The following is a 20721-nucleotide window of genomic DNA, read 5'->3' on the forward strand; positions in this document are numbered from 1 at the left end:
CGCCGTCAGGGCGGGCCCGCGAGTTCCGGGGCCGGGATCGCCGCAGCGTCGTCCGGCACCATGCCATGCAGTTGCCAGTAGTGCCGGAACGCGGCGCGTATGCTTTCGCGCAGCACCTCGTTGTCCCATGGCTTGGTAAAGAAGCGATACAGCGCCCCGAGATTGATCGCCTCCATGATCGTGTCGAGGTCGGTGTAGCCCGACAGCACGATCCGGAACGTGTCGGGATACATCTCCTTCACCTTGCCCAGGAATTCGGTGCCGCTCGTCCCCTGCATGCGCTGGTCGCACAGGATCACGTGCACGGGATGCAGCGCCAGCAGCTCGAACCCCTGGGCCGCGCCCGACGCCGTCAGGATGTGATAGCCGTCGCGGCGCAGCAGGCGGTTGAGCGCGGCGAGCACGCTCGACTCGTCGTCGATGATGAGCAGGGTGCGCCGCGGCACCGCGGCCAGCAGGTCCGGCGGCAGCGCCAGGCCGGCGCCCTGGCGCAGCATCGCCTCGAACTGCGGCGCCGGCAGCGGCCGGCTGAAGTAGAAGCCCTGGATCTGATCGCAGCGATAGCGCCTGAGCAGGGACAACTGGGCCACGGTTTCCACGCCCTCGGCGATGACGTCGAGCTTCAGGCTGTGCGCCATCCCGATGATCGCTTCGGTGATGGCGGCGTCGTCGGGATTGGTCGTGACGTCGCGGATGAAGGTGATATCGATTTTCAGCGTATCGAGCGGCAGCCGTTTCAGGTAGGCCAGGCTGGAGTAGCCGGTGCCGAAGTCGTCGATCGACACGCGCACGCCCCGCGCCCGCAGGCGGTGCAGGGTGGCGATCGCACATTCCACGTTGTCCACCAGCGCGCTTTCGGTCACTTCGAGCTCCAGCATCCCGGCGTCGATGCCATGCGCGTCGATCGCATCCAGCACGGCCTTGTCCAGGCCGCCGCCCGCGAACTGGCGGCCCGAGACGTTGACGGCGATATGCATCGGCGCCGACATGATGCCGGCCCACGCGGCGATCTGGCGGCATGCGGCGTCGATCACCCAGTTGCCGACGTCGACGATCAGGCCGGTCTCCTCGAGCACGGGAATGAACTCCCCCGGCGATATCAGGCCCTGCCCCGGGCGGTTCCAGCGCAGCAGGGCCTCCGCGCCCGTGATGCGGCCGGTGTTGATCTCGGCCTTGGGCTGGTAGTGGAGGACGAACTCCCGGTTGCCGATCGCCTCGTGCAATGCGTTCTCGAGCGTCAGCCGGTGCCGCGCCTGGGCATTCATTTCATCCGTGAAGAAGTGGCATCGTCCCCGTTCCTCGGCCCTCGCCTGGTGCAGGGCGATATCGGCATACTTGAGCAGGGTCGCCGCGTCGGTGGCATCGGCCGGATAGAGCGCGACGCCGATGCTGGCCGTCATCGTGAAGTGCTGCGTCTCGAGGGCGAAGGGCCGCTGCAGCGCCGTCCTGATGCGATTGTCGATCTGCAGCACCTCATGCTGCAACTGCTGTCCCGTCAGTACCAGTTCGAACTGGTTCCCGCCGACGCGGCCCAGGGCGGTGCGCACGGGTACGCAGTCGCTCAGGCGCTGCGCGAACTGGCACAGCAACTCGTCGCCGCCGACGTGGCCGAGCGTATCGTTGACGTATTTGAAGCGGTCCAGGTCGATCGCCATCACGGCGACCGCCTCGCCCGCGCACTGCGCCTGCGCGAGCGCCTGGTCGAGCGAGGCGTGCAGCAGCATGCGGTTCGGCAGGCCGGTGACGGTGTCGAAGCGGGCCAGGCGCAGGCCGTATTCGCGCGTCTCGGTGTACAGCAGCCGCACCTCGAGCATATTGCGGATGCGCGTGAGCACCTCGACCTGGTCGAACGGCTTGCTGACGAAATCCTTGGCCCCCGCTTCCAGCGCGCGCAGCTTGTGCGCGGGCTCGGCGGTGACCACCAGCACCGGCAGATAGCCCTCGCTTTCCAGCGGCCGCAGGCCTTCGAGGATCTGGAACCCGTTTATATACGGCATGTTCAGGTCGAGCACGATGATGTCGTAGCGGTTGGCGCGATGCAGGTCGAGCACGGTGCGCGCGTCGGTCACGAGCGTGACGCAGGTGTAGCCGGCGTCTTCGAGCATGTAGCCGAGCAGCTTGACGTTCGCTTCCTGGTCGTCGACGATCAGGATGCGGGCCCGGTGAATGTCGGATAAGGAAATCATGGCACCTCTTTTCGGTCCGCTGTGGCTTGACCGCGAACGGCGCCGTTGGCCTCCAGCGCACTGTCGATCGCGGCGGAAAATTCTGCGATATCGATCGGTTTGGCTACATATCGGAAAAAACCGTTGCTCATGGCCAGCGCGATGTCATGCGACATCGCGCTGGCGCTGACGGCGATCACCGGGATGCCCGCCGTCGAAGGATCGGCACGCAGGACCTTGAGCGCGTCGATGCCGCTCATGCCGGGCAGGTGGACGTCCATCAGGATCAGGTCGGGCGCATGGGTGCGCGCCAGCGCAATGCCGAGGTGGGCATCCGGCGCCGACAGCAGGCGCAGGTCGGGAGTCAGGGCGATGATCGATTCGACCAGCTTCAGGTTGGCGGGATTGTCTTCCACGTACAATAACGTGTAACCGTTGCCGCCGCCGCGCGGTGCCGGCACCGCCGCCGCGGCGGTGGGCAACGCCGCGGCGGCAACGTCGCCGGTGCCGGTGCCAGGCAAGGCCGGGGCCACGCTGTCGAGCTCGATCCAGAACACGCTGCCGATCCCCACCGTGCTCGTCACGCCGATGCCGCCGTTCATCAGCTCGACCAGCCGCTTCGTGACGACCAGGCCGATACCGGTTCCCTCCTCGGCGCCCGCTTCCTGTCCCAGGCGATTGAAGGGCTGGAACAGCTCCTTCATCTGCGCCGCGCTCAGGCCGGGCCCGGAATCGCGCACGGCAATGCGCACCCGCCCCGCCGCGTCCAGCACGCAGTCGAGCGCCACGACGCCGCCGGCCCGGTTGTATTTGATCGCGTTCGACAGCAGGTTCAACAGGATCTGCTTCAGGCGCGTCCGGTCGGCCAGCACGGTGATGCCCGGCGCGGCGGGGAACGTCATGCGCAACCCGCGCTGCTCGCCCAGCGGTTCGAGCATGGCCCGGCATTCCTGCACGATCTCGTCGAGGGCGACCGCCTCGAGCGACAGCGTGACGGCGCCGGACTCGACTTTGGCCAGGTCGAGCACCTCGTTAATGAGGGTCAGCAGGTGTCGGCCCGCCTTCAGGATGTAGCCCGTGAATTCCTTCTTGCGCTCGACATTGTTCGGCTGGGCGTCGTTGGCGAGCAGTTGCGTGAAGCCGAGGATGGCGTTGAGCGGCGTGCGCAATTCGTGGCTCATGCTCGACAGGAACGATGACTTTGCCTGGTTCGCCTCTTCCGCCGCCGCCTTGGCCAGCGCCAGCTCCGACGTGCGCTCCGCCACGCGCTGCTCGAGGTCGACGTTCAGGCGCATGACTTCCCGCTGGGCGCGCTCGCGCTGTTCGACCTCGCGCATGATCGCCAGGTTCGACGACTCCAGTTCGCCGGTGCGCCGTTCCATCTCGCCGAGCATGTCGTTGAACGCGCCCACCATCATGCCGACTTCGTCGCCGCTGCTGGCTTCGACACGGCGCGAATAGTCGCGCTGCGCCACCACGTCGCGCGCCGTCTCCGCGACCGCCGAGATCGGACGGCTCACGAGCGCCTCCATGCGCACGACCATCAGCAGCGCGATCGCCATCGCGACCAGCCAGACGGCCACGGCGATGCCGACGTCGACCAGGATCGTCCTCGTCGGATCGTAGGTGGCGCGCAGGTACACGGTGCCGAGGGTGCCGTTCTCGCCGGCGATCCGGCGGAACACGTTCAGGCGCGCACCGTCGATCCGTGCGCCGTCCACCTCCGGCTGGACGGGGAAGTCCTTGACGAGGCCGGGACGCACGTACGACGCGAACAGCTTGCCCTGGTCGTCGTAGATCGCCGCGGCCTCGATGTTCGGCCAGGCGTCGAACAAGTGCAGGTTGTTGGTCGCCAGTTTCGGGTCGTCGAACGCCAGCGCCGGCGCGGTCATGCGCCCGAGCAGCGTGGACTGGGTCGTCATCTCGGCCACCAGCCCGCGGTGGAAGGTCCAGACGTCGCCGGCGACGTTGCCGACCAGCGCGATGGCGAGCGCCACCAGCGTGGTCGACAGCACGATGATGAACAACTTGTTCCGGATGGAGTGCGAGCGCCGCATCATGGAATCCCCTTCTCCACTTTATATGCCGCACTGAGCATCAGCGCGCTGACCTTCAGGCGGCTCGGCTTGATCGGACTGAGCGCGACTTCGAAGCGCAGGCGGTCGTCGACGACGGCGAAGCTGATCATGCTGCCGAAGCCGCCGCCCGCGCCCGGTTCGGCGATGGTCAGCACCGGCCGCTCCTTGGTGGCCGCATACAGCTCGCGCGCCCAGCGGGCGTCGAGATCGCCGACGACCAGCATCTGCACGTCGGCCGCCGGGTCGCCGCGCCGCAGCCGGCGTACGACCACTTTACGCCCGTTCACGGTGCGCCCGGCCAGGCTCGCCTCGAGGTCGTCGGCCAAGGCGTCCGCGCCGGCCAGGCCGATCGTGAAGTTGCTGTCCGGTCCGGCAAACGCCTCGGGCGGCCATTCGACGTAGCTGGCAAACTTGTACAGATAGGCGGCCTCGATCTGGCGCAGCATCTGGTCGCTGCGCCCGTTCGCCGGGGTGTCGGCGCGCGCGGCGCCGGCCGCGAGGGCGAGGACACACGCCAGTCCCGCCAGCCAGCACCGCCGCCCCTTACGCTCTAGCCAGGAAATCAGCATCGTCGTCTTGGCCCGGACGGCTCAAAAGCGGTGGACGGCTTTGGCGTAGACGCCGCGGCCGAAGTCGCTGCGCGTCGCCGCCGCGGTAAATTCCGCATGTCCGCCCCCGTTCAGGTGCTGCGCGGCGATCGACAATTCCCAGTCCGGCCGCGGCCGCCAGCCATAACGCACGTCCACGCTGGTGTAGGCCGGCACCTCCGGGTTGGACAGCGCGGCCACGCGGCTCAGCGTGCAATCGAGCGAGCTCTGCCCGTCCAGGTCCAGCGACGAGCGCAGCAGCCATTTGTGCGCGGGGTCCAGGCCGGCCGTCGCGGGGGACCCGGCGTCGTTGCTGCCGGGTTTCAATCGGAGTCCCTCGTGCAGCGCGTTCATCCCCGCGTTCAGGCGCAGGTGCGGCATGGCCTGCCAGGTGCCCCACATCTCGATGCCGTTGGTGCTGCCCTCCATCTTGTTGGCGTAATAAACATAGGTGCGGCTGGCCGCGACTTCCTGCGTGCGCAGGTCGTCGTAGCGGGCATGGAAGGCCGTGACCGAATACGACAGCGTCGCGGTGGGCTGGCCGCGATAGCCGAGTTCCGCGACCCGGGCCGACTCGGACTTCACGGTCGATCCGCCGTCGAGCAGGAACGGCGGCGCGCCCGGCACGTAGATGTCGCGATCGAAGCGCGACGGCGCGCGCACGGTGCGCGACAGCGCGCCCCAGAATGCGTGGCCGGGCGCCGGCGTCCAGGCCAGCCGGGCGTTGGGCAACACTTCCATGCCGGTGTAGCCGTTGCGTTCGAGGCGGGTGCCGACGGTCAGGCGCAGGTCGGAACGCAGCGCCAGCTCGTCCTGGGCGAACAGGCTGACCCAGTTCTGGTTCAGGTCCGCCGGCAGGAAGGCGACGTAGCGGCTGTTGCGGACCCGATCGATGCTGTAACGATACCCCGCGCCCCACACCAGCGCATGCATGCCGATCGGCGCCAGGTTGTGCTGGAACTGGACATCGACGATATCGAGCACCTCGCCGAAGGTCGGCGGCACGGTGCGTTCGGTGTGGTCCTCGACCACATGCAGGCCGAGGTGGCCGCCGCCGTCCAGCTGGCGCTCCCAGCGGGCGTTGAGATTGGCGCCGGCCAGCGTGATCGGACCCAGCGCGAACTGGATGCCGGAGATCGCGATCATGCCCGGCAGGGGCTGGTTCTCGGTGCCGTGGTAGGCGTCGCCTTGCACGGTGAACTGGTCGGCGCCCCGCCGCCAGTCGGCCCGGAAACCCGCCTGCGCATGGTAGGCGGCGTCGTCGATGGGGCCGCCCGTCGCCAGCGACGTGTGCTTGAGGTCGGCGTATTTCGCGTAGATGCGGTAAGTCAGTCCGTTGTCCAGCCTCGTGCCGTAACGCACGGCGGCATCGGACCGGCGGTTGCCGGCGCCGGCGACGGCGACGCCGCCCTGTGTGTCCCCGGAAGCACGGGTGATGATGTTGATGACGCCGTTGACCGCATTCGTTCCCCACAGCGTCCCGCCCGGCCCGCTGATCACTTCGATGCGCTCGACATCTTCCAGCATCACATCCTGCGCGTCCCAGAACACGCCCGAGAACAGCGGCGTATATACGGACCTGCCATCGATCAGCACCAGCAATTTGTTGGCCGCGCTGCTGTTGAAACCGCGCGCGCTGATCGTGTAGCCATAGGCGCTCGCTTCGACCACCTGCAGGTTCGGCGCCAGGCGCAACGCTTCCGGCAGGCTGGCGACACCGCTGCGGCGCAGGTCGTCGCTGGTGATCACGAACACGGAGGCGGCCGCCTCCGCCAGGCGCTCGCTGTTCTTGGACACGGAGGTGATGCGGATGTCGGCCAGCTGGTCGAAACTGAGGTCCAGCAGCTGGGCGCCTTGCGGTAACGCACGGCACGGCAGCGCGGCTATTGCCAACAACAGGCCGGTCAGCCCGGAAACGCATGCGCCGGGCCGTGTTGCGTTGGCGCGCGACCACCCCGCCCGCCATGCATGTAGTTGCCAGAACATCTTCAAACGAGCGCTCCAGGTATATGTGGCTGTCAGGGCCGCGCGATGCCCTGATAAATTGTTAAAACTGTGAGCAATGTCAAAACAATAGTAGACCGGATGCAATAAAAATGCACGCGATTCTTTGTCGCGAAACAACCGACAGAGAGGCCGTGGCAGCGATGCGACAACGTGAGCGCCGGCAGCCGGCGGAAACCGTTCAGATGCGCTGGTCGAACACCTGGCGCAGGTAGGCGATGAAGGTCTCGTCCGTGCTGAACCCCTTGCCGGGGCTGTCGGACAGCTTGGCCACGGGTTGGCCGTTGCAGCGCGTGAGCTTCATGACGATGTTCAGCGGCTCGAATTGCGTGTCGTTGGTCAGCTTGGTGCCGATGCCGAAGCCCGTCATGACGCGGTCGGCGAAGTGGCGGTACAGGCTGAGCGCCTTCGGCACGGTGAGCGCGTCCGAGAACACGAGCCGCTTGGTGCGGGCGTCGATGCGCAGCTTGGCGTAGTGGGCGATGGCTTTTTCGCCCCACTCGACCGGATCGCCGGAATCGTGGCGCAGGCCGTCGAACAGCTTGGCGAAATACAGGTCGAAGTCGCGCAGGAAGGCGTCCATGCCGACGACGTCCGTCAGCGCCGTGCCCAGGTCGCCGCGGTATTCCTGCACCCAGTCTTCCAGCGCCTTTTTCTGGAAATCGCGCAGGCGCACGTCGAAGGACTGGAACGCCTGCATGTATTCATGCGCCATCGTGCCGATCGGCACCAGGTTGAACTTCTTCGCGAGGTAGACGTTCGACGTGCCCTTGAAGAATTGCGGCAGCTCGCGCGCCAGCGTGGCGACGACTTCCTCATGCCAGTCGCCCGAGAAGCGGCGGCGTACGCCGAAATCGAAGAACTCGAACGGATTGGCGCGCTTCGGTTCCTGCTCGAAGGCGCGGAACTCGGCGATTTTCTGCGCGAGCCGCTCGCGCGCCACGACCAGCGCGGCCTGCCGGTTGAAGCGGCGGAAATACAGTTCGTTGACGATGTACAGCACGAAAATTTCGAAGCCCATCACGTGCACGATCGGTCCGCTCGCGCGGATGCGCAGGTGCGGACCGTCCGTTTCGACGTGGATGAATTTGCGCTGGAAACGGAACAGCGTGAGGAAGTCGGCGAAGTCGCTTTTGATGAACCGCAGGGACCTCATGTATTCGATGTCGTCCTCGCTGAACATCAGCGTGCACAGATGGTCCAACTCGCGTTCGACTTCTTCTTTCAGTTCGGCCAGCGGATAGGCCGGGGTATTGCGGCACTTGAACTCGTATTCGCCGGTGGCGTTCGGGTGCATGTGCAGCAGGGCCTGCCACATGGTGAATTTATAGAGATCGGTTTCGAGCAGGCTTTGGACGACTGGTTTCATGGGCGGTTCGGCGGGTCGCGATTGTCGGTGTCGTTGATGTTGTCGGTATTCGGTATTCGGTATTCGGTGGCGGCGTCGGCGTCGGCGTCCGAGTCGGCGGCGGCATCGGTGGCGTCGATGTTATCGGTGTTGTCGGTGGTGTCGGGTTCGTCCGTAGGGTTGCGGCGGTTGCCTCAGGTCGTAGCGCCGGCGGCCTTGCGGCTGCGCTTCTTCGGCGCCAGCATCGTGCCCGTGCAGGCCGGCGTGCCGCAGCGGCAGGCGAACAGGCGTTTCAGCGCCGGCGTATGGCGCTCGTCGTAGACCAGCGCATAGTTGTAGTTCAGTTCCTCGCCCGCGGCGATGTCGTGCAGCGCGTGGATGTACACGCGGCCGTCTTCTTCGTAGGCTTCGCAGTTGGGATCGCAGGCGTGGTTGATCCAGCGGGCGTCGTTGCCGCGCCGGCCGCCGTCGATCACGTTGCCGTCGGCGAGGCTGAAATAGAACGTGTGATTGACCGGGCCGCCCCGTTCGGCGGCGCGGCGCGTCGCTTCGTCCCACGTGATGCGTTCGCCGCGGTACTCGATGATGCGCTCGCCGGCGCCGATCGGACGCAGCGCGAACACGCCGTTGCCGTGCACGGGCGATTTTCGGACCTCGCAGATGGCCGGCCGGGCCGGCTTCGTCTTGCCGGGCTGCACGGCCTTGTCGGCCGCCTTGCTTGTGGTCTGCTTCGAGGGGGACGGTCGGACGGAGGTGCTCATTGGCTCGGCGTTTCGGTTGGGGGACACGGACTTATTATTGATCGGATCGCGGCAGGGCTGCCGCACGCCACCATCTTACCGTGTTGTCGGGTCCGTGTCGGCGCCGCCGGGTCGGTCGCGGGCTCGCATTGAGGCCCGTGGGCTCGCATTGAGCGCCCCGGGCTCGCATTGAGCCCGCCAGGCCCGCATTGAGCGCCGCGGGCTCGCATTGAGCGCCGCGGGCTCGCATTGAGGCCCGCGGGCTCGCATTGAGCCCCCCGGGCTCAATGCTCCTCGCGGAACTCGGTGGCGGCGTGGTCGCCGCGCGCCTCGGCCTTGCGCAGCTCGACGCGGCGGATCTTGCCGGAGATGGTCTTCGGGAGTTCCGTGAACGCGATGCGGCGGATGCGCTGGTACGGCGCCAGCCGGTCGCGCGCGAAGGCGAAGATGGCGGCGGCCAGTTCGGGCGTCGGTTCCACGCCCGGACGCAGCGCGATGAACGCCTTCGGCACGGCCAGCCGCACCGGGTCCGGACTCGGGACGATGGCCGCTTCCAGCACGTCCGGGTGCTCGATCAGCACGCTCTCCAGCTCGAATGGACTGATGCGGTAGTCGGACGACTTGAACACATCGTCGTTGCGGCCCACGTAAAAATAATAGCCGTCTTCGTCCACGCGCGCCGTGTCGCCCGTGTGATAGCGCCCGCCGCGCATCACGTCGCGCGTTTTCGCCTCGTCGTTCTCGTAGCACAGCATCAGGCCCAGCGGGGCCGGGTCGAGGTCCAGCGCGATCTCGCCTTCCGCGGCAGGCTCATCGTCGATGTCGAGCAGCGCCACGCGGTAGCCGGGCAGCGGCCGGCCCATCGATCCCGGCTTGACGGGCTGGCCCGGCGAATTGCCGATCTGGCACGTGGTCTCGGACTGGCCGAAGCCGTCGCGGATGCGGATACCCCACGCGCGCTCGACCTGCTCGATGACTTCCGGATTCAGCGGCTCGCCCGCCCCGACCAGTTCGCGCAGCGGCGGCCGCCATTGCGCGAGGTCTTCCTTGATCATCATGCGCCACACGGTCGGCGGCGCGCACAGCGACGTCACGCCGCAGCGCACGATCGTGTCCAGGCAGGCGCGCGTGGAAAAGCGCTCGTAGTTGTAGACGAACACGGTGGCGCCCGCGTTCCACGGCGCGAAGAAGCAGCTCCACGCGTGCTTCGCCCAGCCGGGCGAGCTGATGTTCCAGTGGACGTCGCCGGGACGCAGGCCGATCCAGTACATCGTCGACAGATGGCCCACCGGATAACTCTGCTGGCTGTGCAGCACCAGCTTGGGTTTCGCCGTCGTGCCGGACGTGAAGTACAGCAGCAGCGGATCGGTGGCGCGCGTGACGCCGTCCGGCGCGAACGCCGCGGGGGCCGCCGCGCTGTCCGCATAGTCGCGCCAGCCGGCGACGCCCGCGCCGGGGCCGACGCCGATGCGCGTGTAATCGCCGGGCAGGTCCGCGAACTTGTGCGTTTCCGACGCCTGGGCGATCACGTGGCGCACGCGGCCCCGCTGCAGGCGGTCCTGCAGATCGGTGCTGGACACGAGCATCGTCGTGGGCACGAGCACGGCCCCGAGCTTGATCCCCGCCAGCATGATCTCCCACAGCTCGACACGGTTCGGCAGCATCAGGAGCACGCGGTCGCCGCGCCGCACGCCGCAGGCGCGCAGCCAGTTCGCGACCTGGCTGGAGCGCGCCGCCATCTCGGCGTAGCCGATCTTGCGCTCGCTGCCGTCTTCGTCCACGACCCACAGCGCGGGCGTGGCGTTGTCCCTGGCCTGCGCGTCGAAATAGTCGAGGGCCCAGTTGAATTCGTCGAGCTCGGGCTGGCGGTAATCGCGGTAGGCCGTCGCGTAATCGGTGCGATGCCGTTGCAGGAAGTCGCGCGCGCGGATGAAGCGCTCGTACGGGGATGCCATCGGTCGTCTCCTTTGTCGTGGTTGCGGCACGGGCGCCTCGTGAGCACCCGCGCCCATTCTGCCACGCCCGAGCCGCAAAGGGACGACGCGCCGTCAGCGCCGGCGCAGCTCGTGCGCCTGGTCGATGGTCTGCTCGTCGCTGGGCGTCATCATGTTGATCACGCGGCAGTCGCCGCACATGCGCATGCGGTCGAGGTGGCCCGCGAAGGCCGGGTGGCCCGCAAGGCGCGCCAGCATGCTCTCGACCATGCGCACCGTGCCGAACGGCTTCTGGCAGCGGATGCAGTGGAACGGCTGCGTTTCGTTCAGCACGACGGGCTGCTTGCGCGATTCGCGCAGCGACAGCCGCGGCACGAGCCGGATCGCGTCTTCCGGACACGTCGTGGCACAGAGCCCGCACTGCACGCAGTTCTTTTCGATGAAGCGCAGCTGCGGCGCGTTCTGCCCGTCCTGCAGGGCGGACGCCGGACACGCGCCCACGCACGCCATGCACAGGCTGCATTTGGACGCATCGACATCCAGCGCGCCGAACGGACTGCCGGCGGCCAGCGCGATCTCGTCGGCCGGCCGCGGCGCCTCGCGCAGCAGGTGCTCGAGCGCGTAGTCGAGCGTGTTGCGCTTGTCCGCCGCGACGTTGAAGCCGGCACGCCGCGCCGGCACCTCGCCGCGCGGCGCGTGTCGCAAGGCGAGCGCCAGTTCGTCCGCACCGGTCACGCGCAGCAGCTGCAGGTGCGACCCCGCATAGCCGAGGCCCGTCATGATCGCCTGCGCGACGGCCGCCTGCTCGTCGAGCGCCGCCGCGTACTGCGGCGCCTCGGCATCCGTCGTCAAGACGGTAACGCCGGCCGCGCCCCAGGCCAGCGCCGCGAGCCACAGATCGATGCCCGCCGACGCCGTGTGATGCACGCCCAGCGGCAGCACGCGTCCCGGCACGGCATCGCATTGCGCGAGCAGCGCCGCGCCCTCCGCACCGTGCACGAGCAGCACCGGCTCGCGCCCGCCCGCCTGCGCGAAGGCGGCGAGCAGCGCCTTGATGCGCATGCCCGTGTGCGCCGCGCTCGGGTAGGCATAGCCCAGCGCCCCGGTCGGGCAGACGGTCGTGCACGCGCCGCATCCGGCGCACAGGTAGGGGTTCACGGCGACCAGGTCGCCCGCGCCGGCGATGGCGCCGGCCGAGCAGATCTCGATGCAGGCATTGCAGCCGCTCTTGCGGTTGCGGCCATGGGCGCACAGGCGCTCCTTGTAGGCGAAGTATTTCGGCTTCTCGAACTCGCCCACCATGTCGGCCAGTTCGGCGGCGGCGGCCTGGCGCGCGGCCGCGTCCGGGCCCGGCGCGTAATAGCCGTGCGGTCGCTGGTGCGTCGCGATCCGCGGCGTCGCGCCCAGGTCGAGCACGAGGTCGAAGAGCGCGTGTTCCGGCGTGCTGCCGCCTGTCTGCCACGTCGCGTCGAACGCGCCGAGCCAGCCCGTCACGACGAGCGCGCGCGCTGCGAACACGGGGAACAGGCGCGGCGCCCAGTCGCCGCCGTCGCCGTCTTCGTCAAGCAACACGACGGTCACGGGCAGCACGGCCGCGACGCGCTCCGCCCACGGCAGCGCGTCCGCGCGCGTGCCGACGACGAGCGTGCGCCCGGCCGACCGGTAGCCGACCGTGTCCAACGGTTCAGGGGACGGGATGCCGGCCAGCGCATCGAGTGCGGCGCGGCGGGCGACGCGGTCGCGTTCGTCCTGGACGGGGTCGAGGGGGACGCCCTGCCCTTCGATCAAGCGGATATTCATCGTGTCTCGGTTTCAGGTGGTGTTGTCGGTGTTATCGGTGTGGTCCGCCACGGCCGGGAGGTCGGCGCCGGGATCGTCGGCGCCGGCCGCGTCATTGTCGGCGTCATCGTCCGCATCGACGGCGCGCCGGAACAGCCGCTTCGCATGCTCGAGCGACGCGAGCATCGTTTCGGACACGGGACTCGGCTTCGTGTAATCGTCGATGTAGACGTCGAGCCGGTCCATCGTATTGAAGTGCGGGTCGGCGAACAATTTCTTGAGCGCCGTGCGGCGCACGGCCGCGTCGACGCCGCGCGCGACGAAGGCGGAGAAATCGGAGTCGCCGGTCAGGCGGGCGACGTCGTCCATCGTCGGCAGCGGCACGGGCGCGGAGGCGATATCGGCCGCCGGCGCTGCGGCCACGCCGGCTGCCGCGGGCAACGCGGCCGCCCCGCTGGCCGCGACCGGCGCCGGTTCCCCCCGCGCTTCGGTCTTGCGGCGCGCCCAGCGGCGCAGGAAGCCTTCGTCCGGCACGGCACGTTCCGTCATGGTCCCGTCATCCGTGCTGGCGGCCGCGGCGCGGCCTGGGCTGGTAGTGCTCGCGCAGGTAGCCCGCGAGCCAGGCGTAGACCTCGGCCGGCATCGTCACGCCGTCCGCGTGCTCGCCCGAGTCGAACATGCGCGTGCCCTCGACGTAGCTGACCGACGCCCGCACCGGCATCGCGCGGCCGTCCTGCATGCGCCACAGCACGAATACCTTCGATTCGGGCGCGACGCAGTTCTCGTAATAGCCCTCGTTCTCGTCCGGATAGAGTTCCAGTTCGAGACCGGAGACGAGGTAGTAGTCGCGCTCGGGCGACTCGCTCAGCACGCGCAGGGGCGGCAGGTCGCCGCGGTCGGGCACGACGCCGACGGCTTCCCACGCTTCGTCGGCCCAGCGGTGCTGGACGGTGCGCCGCTGCATCAGCACGGCGATCGGCATGGATCCCATCTTCATTGGTTGTGCACCTTCGGCGTGCCTTTCTGGACGGTGGGCGGCGTGCCGGCCGGTTCGGCCTTCGTCGGGCCGGCCTTGACATCCGTGCTGGGCGGCGCCGTGCCCAGTTTCTCGCTCTTGATCGGGGCCGCGGCGCCGGCGGGCGTCAGCTTGCCGTCCGGTTGTCCGGCCGGGGCCGCGGGGGCGGCGGCCGGCGCGGCGGCGGCAATCGCGACCGGCGCATGCGCCTTCCAGCCCTGCGCCGCGGCGCGGGTGCGCCAGCGGGCCGCGACGGCGTCCATCGACGCGGCGAGCGCCTGCTTGGCCCGCGCGGCCTGGGCGTCCGCCTTTGCCTTCTTGGCGGCGGCGGCCTGCTGCTGCGCGGGCGTCGGCGCCGGCAGCGCGGCGTGGGCCGTGGTGGCGGCGAGAACGAGCGCCAGCGCGGCAGCGATCCTGTTCATCCGGTTCATGGGGTTCATCGTGTCCATGTCATCGCCCCGGCGCCGCGGAATGGTTGGGATCGCGGTTGACGGCCCCCGGCTGCGGCCCCACCTCGGCCGGCGTCGGCGCGGCCGGCCTGCCGTTGTCTCCCGGCTGCGTCTGCGTCGTGCCCTGGGTGCCGGCGCCGCCTGGCGGGGTCACGCCCTGGCTGGGGCCCTGGCCCGTCTCGCGCACGGAACCGCCCATCGCCGCGCCGGCCGTGTTGCCGCCGCTGCCGCCCGCGATGCCCGGCGTGCCGCCCGCATAGCCGGCGTCCGTCTTGGGGCCGGCATGCGCGGCCATCACCTGGCCGCTGGTGCCGCCGTCGGCCGTCACCATGCCGGGGAATTTCGTCTTGCGCTGGGCGTTGTCGCCGTGCTGCTTGCAGGCCGTCGCGGCCAGCAGCACGGCCAGCGCCACGATCGTCGTCGTCGGCTTCATCGCTGTCCCCTCAGTGCGCCGGCCGCGGCGGCGGATTGCCGGTGGGCGGGCGCTGGTCCGGCGGCAGGCGGTCGTCGAACGTGCCCGGCGCGACGCCGGCCTGCACTTCCTCGTACCACACGGCATGGTGCGCCTTGGCCCACGATTCGTCGACGGTCCCGTGCCGCATCGCCTCGTACGCGCCCGGCGTGCCCCACGTGCCGATGTAGATGTGGCCCATGGCCGCGGCGATGTAGAACGTGGCGCCGGCGATGTGCAGATAGTTCGCCACCTGCAGCACGTAGCGGGTCTGGCCGAAATCGACGAAGTCCAGTACGAGGCCGCTGATCGACATCACGAGGCCCAGCAGGGTCACGCCCAGCCAGAACCACGCCTTCTCGCCGGCGTTGAAGAACCCCGCCGGCACGTGCGTGTGCGCCACGATCCCGCCGCCCTGCCTGACCCAGCGCCAGTCGATGCGGCGGAAGAAGTTCCGGTGCAGGAAGGTGAAGAACATCAGCACGGAACACACGATGAACAGCGGCCCCGTGAAGTTGTGCAGGTATTTGAAGACGTAGGCGATGGCGGCGAACACGTCGTGCCCGACGAGCGGCAGCAGGATCTTCTTGCCGAACATGATGACGAGGCCCGTCACGGCGAGGACGATGAAGCTGATCGCCGTGGCCCAGTGCACGCCGCGCTCCCAGCTCGTGAAGCGGCGGATGCGCCGGCCCGTCTCGGGCGCCTCGACGCGCGCCGGGCCGACGGCACGGTAGAACAGGAAGATCGCGACCAGCACGACGACGAGGACCGTCCCCATCGCCGTGGCGAACGGCCCGTTGCGCCACGTGCGCCACTGGTTGCCGCCGCGCTGGACGATGACGGTGCCTTCCCTGGAGCCGTACTGGCCGAGGTAGTGGCGGTCGATGTGCACGCGCCCGGAGCTCGACGACGCCAGTCCCGGCTCGGGCGCACGCGTATCCTGCTCGGCCTGCAGGATGGTCTGTTCCTCGGCGTACGCCGGTTCGGCGCGGTTGTTCGGGACGGCGGCGTGGGCGGCGCCGATCAGCCACAGCCCGAGGAACAAGCCCCACAGCGTCCGCGCTGATGGAAGGGTGAAGGACATGGTCGGCTCCTGTTACGGGTTGGCCCGGTTGTATTCGTTCTGCTTCATGTTGCGGTTGCCGATCGCGCCCCACCACGACAGCTTGTCGTCGTGGAAGAGCCGGTGCATCGGGCGGTCGTCCTTCTTCCCGGCGTACATGCCGTGCACCCAGTCCGGATGCTGGTCGACTTCCAGGCAGCCCGTCAGCAGCAGCAAGGGCAGGCACAAGGCGAGGAGGCGTCTCATGTCGGCAGCCTCCCCGGGTCGTTCTGCGTATCCTTGAGATTCTGGTTCTCGCGCGGGCCGTCGCCCGTCGCCTTGATGTCGCCGCCCCGCTTCGGCTTGCCGTAGGCGATCTTCCAGCCCCACAGCTCCGGGCCGTAGCCGCGCGTCTCGACGCGCTGGCGGTAGATGTCCGCGATGACGGTCGCGTCGCCGCCGATCAGCGCCTTCGTGCCGCACATCTCCGCGCACGCGGGCAGCTTGCCTTCGGCGATGCGGTTGCGGCCGTACTTCTTGAATTCGGCCTCGGACGTGTCGGGCTCCGGCCCGCCGGCACAGAACGTGCACTTGTCCATCTTGCCGCGGTGGTTGAACAGGCCGGTGGACGGGAACTGCGGCGCGCCGAACGGGCACGCGTAATAGCAGTAGCCGCAGCCGATGCACTGGTCCTTGTCGTGCAGGACAATGCCGTCTTCCGTGTGGTAGATGCAGTTGACCGGGCAGACGGCCAGGCACGGCGCGTCGCTGCAATGCATGCACGCGACCGAGATCGAGCGCTCGCCCGGCACGCCGTCGTTGATGGTGACGACGCGGCGCCGGTTGACGCCCCACGGGGTCTCGTTCTCGTTCTTGCAGGCGGTCACGCAGCCGTTGCAGTCGATGCAGCGCTCGGTGTCGCAGATGAACTTCATTCTTGCCATATCACTCTCCTCGTCGCTCCCGCGCTCTCCCACGTCGCCGCGCGCGCTCCCGTCGCCCCCGCGCTCTCCCGTCGCCCCGGCGCTCTCCCGTCGCCCCGGCGCTCTCCCGTCGCCCCCGCGCAGGCGGGGGCCCAATTTTGCAAGCGTTCCGTTGCGCCCGAACTTGGGTTCCCGCCTGCGCGGGAACGACGTTGTTTGCGCGGGAACGACGGTATTTATGTGTTCGTCGTTGATGCATTCGTTGTCAGACGTTCGCGGTATGTTGGCGCCGCGCGTGGGCGGAGGGCCGCCCACCCTACGCGCGTACCAAGCGACATAAAGACACCTTCGTCTCCTGCATCATCGTCACCGCGTCATACCCGTACGTCCACCCGGTGTTCACGGCCTCGCCGCGCACGGCGGGCGCGCCGCCCTCCGGATAATGCTTTTCCAGGTCCTCGCCCATCCACCAGCCGCCGAAGTGGAACGGCATCCACACGAGGCCCTCCGGCACGCGCGGCGTGACCATCGCCATCAGCCTGAGGCGCGCGCCGGTCGGCGTCTCGACCCACATGAAGTCGCCCACCTTCACGCCGATCTGCGCGGCGTCCGCCGGGTTCACTTCGCAGAACATGTTCTGCTGCAGTTCGGCCAGCCACGGGTTCGAGCGCGTCTCGTCGCCGCCGCCCTCGAATTCGACGAGGCGGCCGGACGTCATGATCAGCGGGTAGTCCTTCGCAAAATCGACTTCCTGCACCGACTTGTACAAGGTCGGCAGGCGCCAGAACGCGGCCTTGTCGTCGTAGGTCGGGTACTTCGCGACCAGGTCGCGCCGCGGCGTGACGATCGGCTCGCGGTGCACGGGCACGGGGTCCGGGAAATTCCACACGTTGCAGCGCGCGCGCGCATTGCCGTACGGCGCGCAGCCGTGCGCGATGACGACGCGGATGATCCCGCCCGACAGGTCCGTCTTCCAGTTCTTGCCCTCGGCCTGCGCCTGTTCTTCCGGCGTCAGCTCGGCCCACCAGCCCAGCTTTTTCAGGAACACGTGGTCGAATTCCGGATAACCCGTGTCGATCTCGCTGTCCTTCGTGAACGAGCCGTCGGCCGCCAGCAAAGGCTCGCCGTTGTGCTCCACGCCCCAGTTGGCGCGGAACGGCAGGCCGCCCTCCGCCACCGATTTGTGCAGGTCGTACAGGATCGGCGTGCCGGGATGCTTCATCTCCGGCGTGCCCCAGCACGGCCACGGCAGGCCGTAGTAATCGCCCTTGCACGGACCGGTTTCGGCGAGCAGCGTCGTCGGATTGAAGTCGCGCTTGTGCTCCATGTGCAGCTTGAGGCGCTCGGGCGAACATCCCGTGTAGCCGATGGTCCAGCACGAGCGGTTGATCTCGCGGAGGATGTCTTCGATGACGGGTTCGTTGTTGACGACCTTGATGTTCTTGACGAGCTGCTCGCCGAAGCCCAGCTTGCGCGCGAACAGGTACATGATCTCGTGGTCGGTCTTGCACTCGAACAGCGGCTGGATCACGCGCTCGCGCCACTGGATCGACCGGTTCGACGCCGTCACCGAGCCCTGCGTCTCGAACTGCGACGCGGCCGGCAGCAGGTAGACGCCGTCCGAGCGGCCGTGCATCGCGGCCGTCATGCTCGGATACGGATCGATGACGACCATGAAGTCGAGCTTCTGCATCGCCGCCTTCATGTCGGGCAGGCGCGTCTGGCTGTTCGGCGCGTGGCCCCAGTAGAACACGGCGCGCAGGTTGGTCGGCTGGTCGACGTACTGGTTATCCTCGAGCACCGCGTCGAACCAGCGCGACACCGTGATGCCCGGCTTTTCCATCAGCTCCTTCGAGCCGAAGCGCGACTTGATCCAGTCGTAATCGACGCCCCACACGGTGGCGAAGTGCTTCCACGCGCCTTCCGCGATGCCGTAGTAGCCGGGCAGCGAATCGCCGTTCGGGCCGATGTCGGTGGCGCCCTGCACGTTGTCGTGGCCGCGATAGATGTTGGCGCCGCCGCCCTGCACGCCGATATTGCCCAGCGCGAGCTGCAGGATCGACAGCGCGCGCACGTTCGCCGTGCCCACGTGGTGCTGCGTGATGCCCATGCACCAGACGACGGACGACGGCCGGTTCGTCGCCAGCATCTCGGCCGCCATGCGCACCGACGCTTCCGGGATACCGGTCACGTCGGTCACCTTGTCCGGCGTCCACTTGGCGACCTCCTTGCGCACGTCGTCCATGCCGTGGGTGCGCGCGGCGATGAATGCCTTGTCTTCCCAGCCGTTGCTGAAGATGTGCCACAGCAGGCCCCACACGAACGCGATGTCGGTGCCGGGCCGGATACGCACGTAGTGATGGGCGAAGCGCGCCGTGCGCGTGAAACGCGGGTCGACGACGATCATCTTCGCGCCCAGTTCCTTCGCGTGCAGGAAGTGCAGCATCGAGATCGGGTGCGCCTCCGCCGGGTTCGAGCCGATGAACAGCACGGCCTTGCTGTAATGGAGGTCGTTGAACGAATTCGTCATCGCGCCGTAGCCATAGGTCTGGGCGACGCCGGCCACGGTCGTCGAGTGGCAGATGCGGGCCTGGTGGTCGCAGTTGTTACTGCCCCACATCGACACCCATTTGCGCAGCAGGTACGATTGCTCGTTGTTGTGCTTCGAGCTGCCGATCACCATCAGCGCATCCGGCCCGGACTGCGCGCGCAGCTTCAGCAGCCGGTCGCCGATCTCGCCCACGGCCTGGTCCCACGTGATGCGCTCGTACTTGCCGTTCACGAGCTTCATCGGATAGCGCAGGCGGTGCTCGCCGAAGCCGTGCTCGCGCACCGACGCCCCCTTGGCGCAGTGCGCGCCCATGTTGAGCGGCGAATCGAACGCCGGTTCCTGGCGGACCCACACGCCGTTGCTGACGACGGCCTCCACCGAGCAGCCCACGGAACAGTGGCTGCACACGGTGTGCCTGACCTCCGTGTGCGCTTGCGCCGGCACGGGGTCCGCCGCCGTCGCGGGTCGGATCACGTTCAGCGGCAGATGGCGCGCGAGGGCGCCGGCGCCGGCCGTCACGCCCGCGCCGACGAGGAAGCGGCGCCGTTTCAGTCCGCCGTCGCGCGATTGTCTCACCAGGGTCATGCCTGTCTCCTCTCGTCTGCCGGTTCGTCTGCCGGTTCGTCCACCGGTTCGTCTACCAATACGCCGCGGTGCGGTAGTAGCGCCGGATATGTTCGGTCTCGTGATAGCCCTGCGATTGCCGCGGCGCCGCCGGCGCGGCCGGTGCCGCAGGTGCGTCGGGCGCACGCGCACGCGCGGCGGCGGCGATCGCCAGCGCACCCAGCGGGGCCGCCCTCAGGAAGCTGCGGCGGGCCGGATCGGGGTGCGGGTCGGTGTCCTTGTCCATGGTCGTCCTCATGCGGCGATCGGGTCGGCGGCGTCGAGCACGGCGAAGGCCTGGGCTTCGATCGACAGGAAGGCGTCGACGACGCCCGCCACGACCCGGTAGAAATTCGCATCCGGGCTGGCGGCGACGTCGGCCAGGCAGGCCGCGTACCAGGGCCGCAGATGCGCTTCGAAAAAGGCCTTCTGCGCGTCGAGCCCGCGCGCCGGCATGCCGGGGCCGCCCTGGATCAGCACGCGCATCGTCTCGCACAGGGCGCCCAGGTGGTCCTCGGATTCGCCCACGCCGCGCGCACGCGCCAGGCCGAGGCGCGCCAGATCGTGGCGCAGGCCGGCCAGCGGCGCGTCGTTCAGGTGGCCCGTCAGGTAGACGGAGGCGTACGGATTCAGCGGCGGCGTGCCGGTGCTGATGAACATGGCCGCGAATTCGTCGTGGGCGGCGGCCGCATCGACGGCGGCGGCGGCCTGCGTGAGCTTGAGCCACGCGTCCTCGAGGGCGAACTCGCCCGCGGCCGCGATCGGCTCGGCGGCGGCCAGCGCCGCCAGCAGCGCCGCATTGGGCGGAGCCAGCAGCAGATGCGCGAACAGGCCGTAGAAGTCGGCGCGGGCCTGGTCTTCGCCGGCCAGCGGCGGAGGCACGGGAACACCGTCGGGGACGTCGCCGTCATGCAATCCGGATAACGCTGAATCCTGCTCGGCCGACATAATTCTCCCGTTAGCAAATTTTCATGGGAAGTGTAGTCCTTGACAACGCGAGGGCGCGCACGCTTGACGGCTGCCAGGACGGCGCAGCGAATCCGATGGCG

18 protein-coding genes are annotated in these 20721 nt (G+C 68.5%); all 18 read right to left on the reverse strand.

The features are described 5' to 3' along the window. Positions 1 to 5 precede the first annotated feature (5 nt). Entirely contained in the window at positions 6 to 2186 is a 2181-nt protein-coding gene (locus tag ACEN9Q_RS14695) for an EAL domain-containing protein (protein WP_495625100.1), read from the reverse strand. Further along, positions 2183 to 4225 (reverse strand): sensor histidine kinase, YfiR-like protein-associated, encoded by a 2043-nt coding sequence (locus ACEN9Q_RS14700; protein ID WP_495625101.1) that lies wholly within the window; start codon positions 4223 to 4225, stop codon positions 2183 to 2185. Before ACEN9Q_RS14700 ends, ACEN9Q_RS14695 begins: the two co-directional genes overlap by 4 nt. Continuing rightward, entirely contained in the window at positions 4222 to 4812 is a 591-nt protein-coding gene (locus tag ACEN9Q_RS14705; RefSeq protein WP_495625102.1) for a TOL_0243 family YfiR-like periplasmic protein, read from the reverse strand. Before ACEN9Q_RS14705 ends, ACEN9Q_RS14700 begins: the two co-directional genes overlap by 4 nt. Positions 4813 to 4833: 21 nt before the next feature. Continuing rightward, positions 4834 to 6726: a TOL_0244 family TonB-dependent receptor gene (locus ACEN9Q_RS14710; RefSeq protein ID WP_495625103.1), complete on the reverse strand. Its 1893-nt coding sequence runs from the start codon at positions 6724 to 6726 to the stop codon at positions 4834 to 4836. 289 nt (positions 6727 to 7015) lie between these two features. Then, a complete protein-coding gene (gene pncB / locus ACEN9Q_RS14715; protein ID WP_495625104.1) occupies positions 7016 to 8203 on the reverse strand; it encodes a nicotinate phosphoribosyltransferase in 1188 nt (395 codons plus the stop codon). 173 nt (positions 8204 to 8376) lie between these two features. Then, on the reverse strand, positions 8377 to 8943 hold the full coding sequence (locus ACEN9Q_RS14720; protein ID WP_056435940.1) for an SET domain-containing protein: 567 nt from the start codon (positions 8941 to 8943) through the stop codon (positions 8377 to 8379). A gap of 263 nt (positions 8944 to 9206) precedes the next feature. Next, the gene (locus ACEN9Q_RS14725; RefSeq protein WP_495625105.1) at positions 9207 to 10877 is read right to left on the reverse strand and encodes an AMP-binding protein; all 1671 of its coding nucleotides are present in this window, start codon (positions 10875 to 10877) and stop codon (positions 9207 to 9209) included. Positions 10878 to 10970: 93 nt separating this feature from the next. Further along, positions 10971 to 12656: a 4Fe-4S binding protein gene (locus ACEN9Q_RS14730; RefSeq protein WP_495625106.1), complete on the reverse strand. Its 1686-nt coding sequence runs from the start codon at positions 12654 to 12656 to the stop codon at positions 10971 to 10973. Positions 12657 to 12668: 12 nt separating this feature from the next. Beyond that, positions 12669 to 13184: a DUF3306 domain-containing protein gene (locus ACEN9Q_RS14735; protein WP_495625107.1), complete on the reverse strand. Its 516-nt coding sequence runs from the start codon at positions 13182 to 13184 to the stop codon at positions 12669 to 12671. Positions 13185 to 13191: 7 nt separating this feature from the next. Continuing rightward, positions 13192 to 13632 (reverse strand): DUF3305 domain-containing protein, encoded by a 441-nt coding sequence (locus ACEN9Q_RS14740; protein WP_056435962.1) that lies wholly within the window; start codon positions 13630 to 13632, stop codon positions 13192 to 13194. Further along, on the reverse strand, positions 13629 to 14099 hold the full coding sequence (locus tag ACEN9Q_RS14745; protein WP_495625108.1) for a hypothetical protein: 471 nt from the start codon (positions 14097 to 14099) through the stop codon (positions 13629 to 13631). The genes ACEN9Q_RS14740 and ACEN9Q_RS14745 overlap by 4 nt, the downstream gene beginning before the upstream one ends. Position 14100: 1 nt before the next feature. Beyond that, entirely contained in the window at positions 14101 to 14532 is a 432-nt protein-coding gene (locus ACEN9Q_RS14750) for a hypothetical protein (protein WP_495625109.1), read from the reverse strand. 10 nt (positions 14533 to 14542) lie between these two features. Next, positions 14543 to 15637 carry a formate dehydrogenase subunit gamma gene (locus ACEN9Q_RS14755; protein WP_495625110.1) on the reverse strand — a complete coding sequence of 365 codons (1095 nt, stop codon included), beginning with the start codon at positions 15635 to 15637 and terminating at the stop codon, positions 14543 to 14545. Positions 15638 to 15649: 12 nt separating this feature from the next. Next, positions 15650 to 15862: a hypothetical protein gene (locus ACEN9Q_RS14760; protein WP_056435973.1), complete on the reverse strand. Its 213-nt coding sequence runs from the start codon at positions 15860 to 15862 to the stop codon at positions 15650 to 15652. Further along, on the reverse strand, positions 15859 to 16539 hold the full coding sequence (gene fdh3B, locus ACEN9Q_RS14765) for a formate dehydrogenase FDH3 subunit beta (RefSeq protein WP_056435976.1): 681 nt from the start codon (positions 16537 to 16539) through the stop codon (positions 15859 to 15861). Before fdh3B ends, ACEN9Q_RS14760 begins: the two co-directional genes overlap by 4 nt. Before the next feature lie 295 nt (positions 16540 to 16834). Next, on the reverse strand, positions 16835 to 19654 hold the full coding sequence (locus tag ACEN9Q_RS14770; protein WP_056435978.1) for a formate dehydrogenase subunit alpha: 2820 nt from the start codon (positions 19652 to 19654) through the stop codon (positions 16835 to 16837). A 52-nt stretch (positions 19655 to 19706) separates the two neighbouring features. Continuing rightward, a complete protein-coding gene (locus ACEN9Q_RS14775) occupies positions 19707 to 19931 on the reverse strand; it encodes a formate dehydrogenase (RefSeq protein WP_229412563.1) in 225 nt (74 codons plus the stop codon). Continuing rightward, positions 19928 to 20554: a TorD/DmsD family molecular chaperone gene (locus ACEN9Q_RS14780; RefSeq protein ID WP_495625111.1), complete on the reverse strand. Its 627-nt coding sequence runs from the start codon at positions 20552 to 20554 to the stop codon at positions 19928 to 19930. Before ACEN9Q_RS14780 ends, ACEN9Q_RS14775 begins: the two co-directional genes overlap by 4 nt. Positions 20555 to 20721 lie beyond the last annotated feature (167 nt).

It is taken from the genome of Massilia sp. Masssp93, from assembly GCF_059491295.1.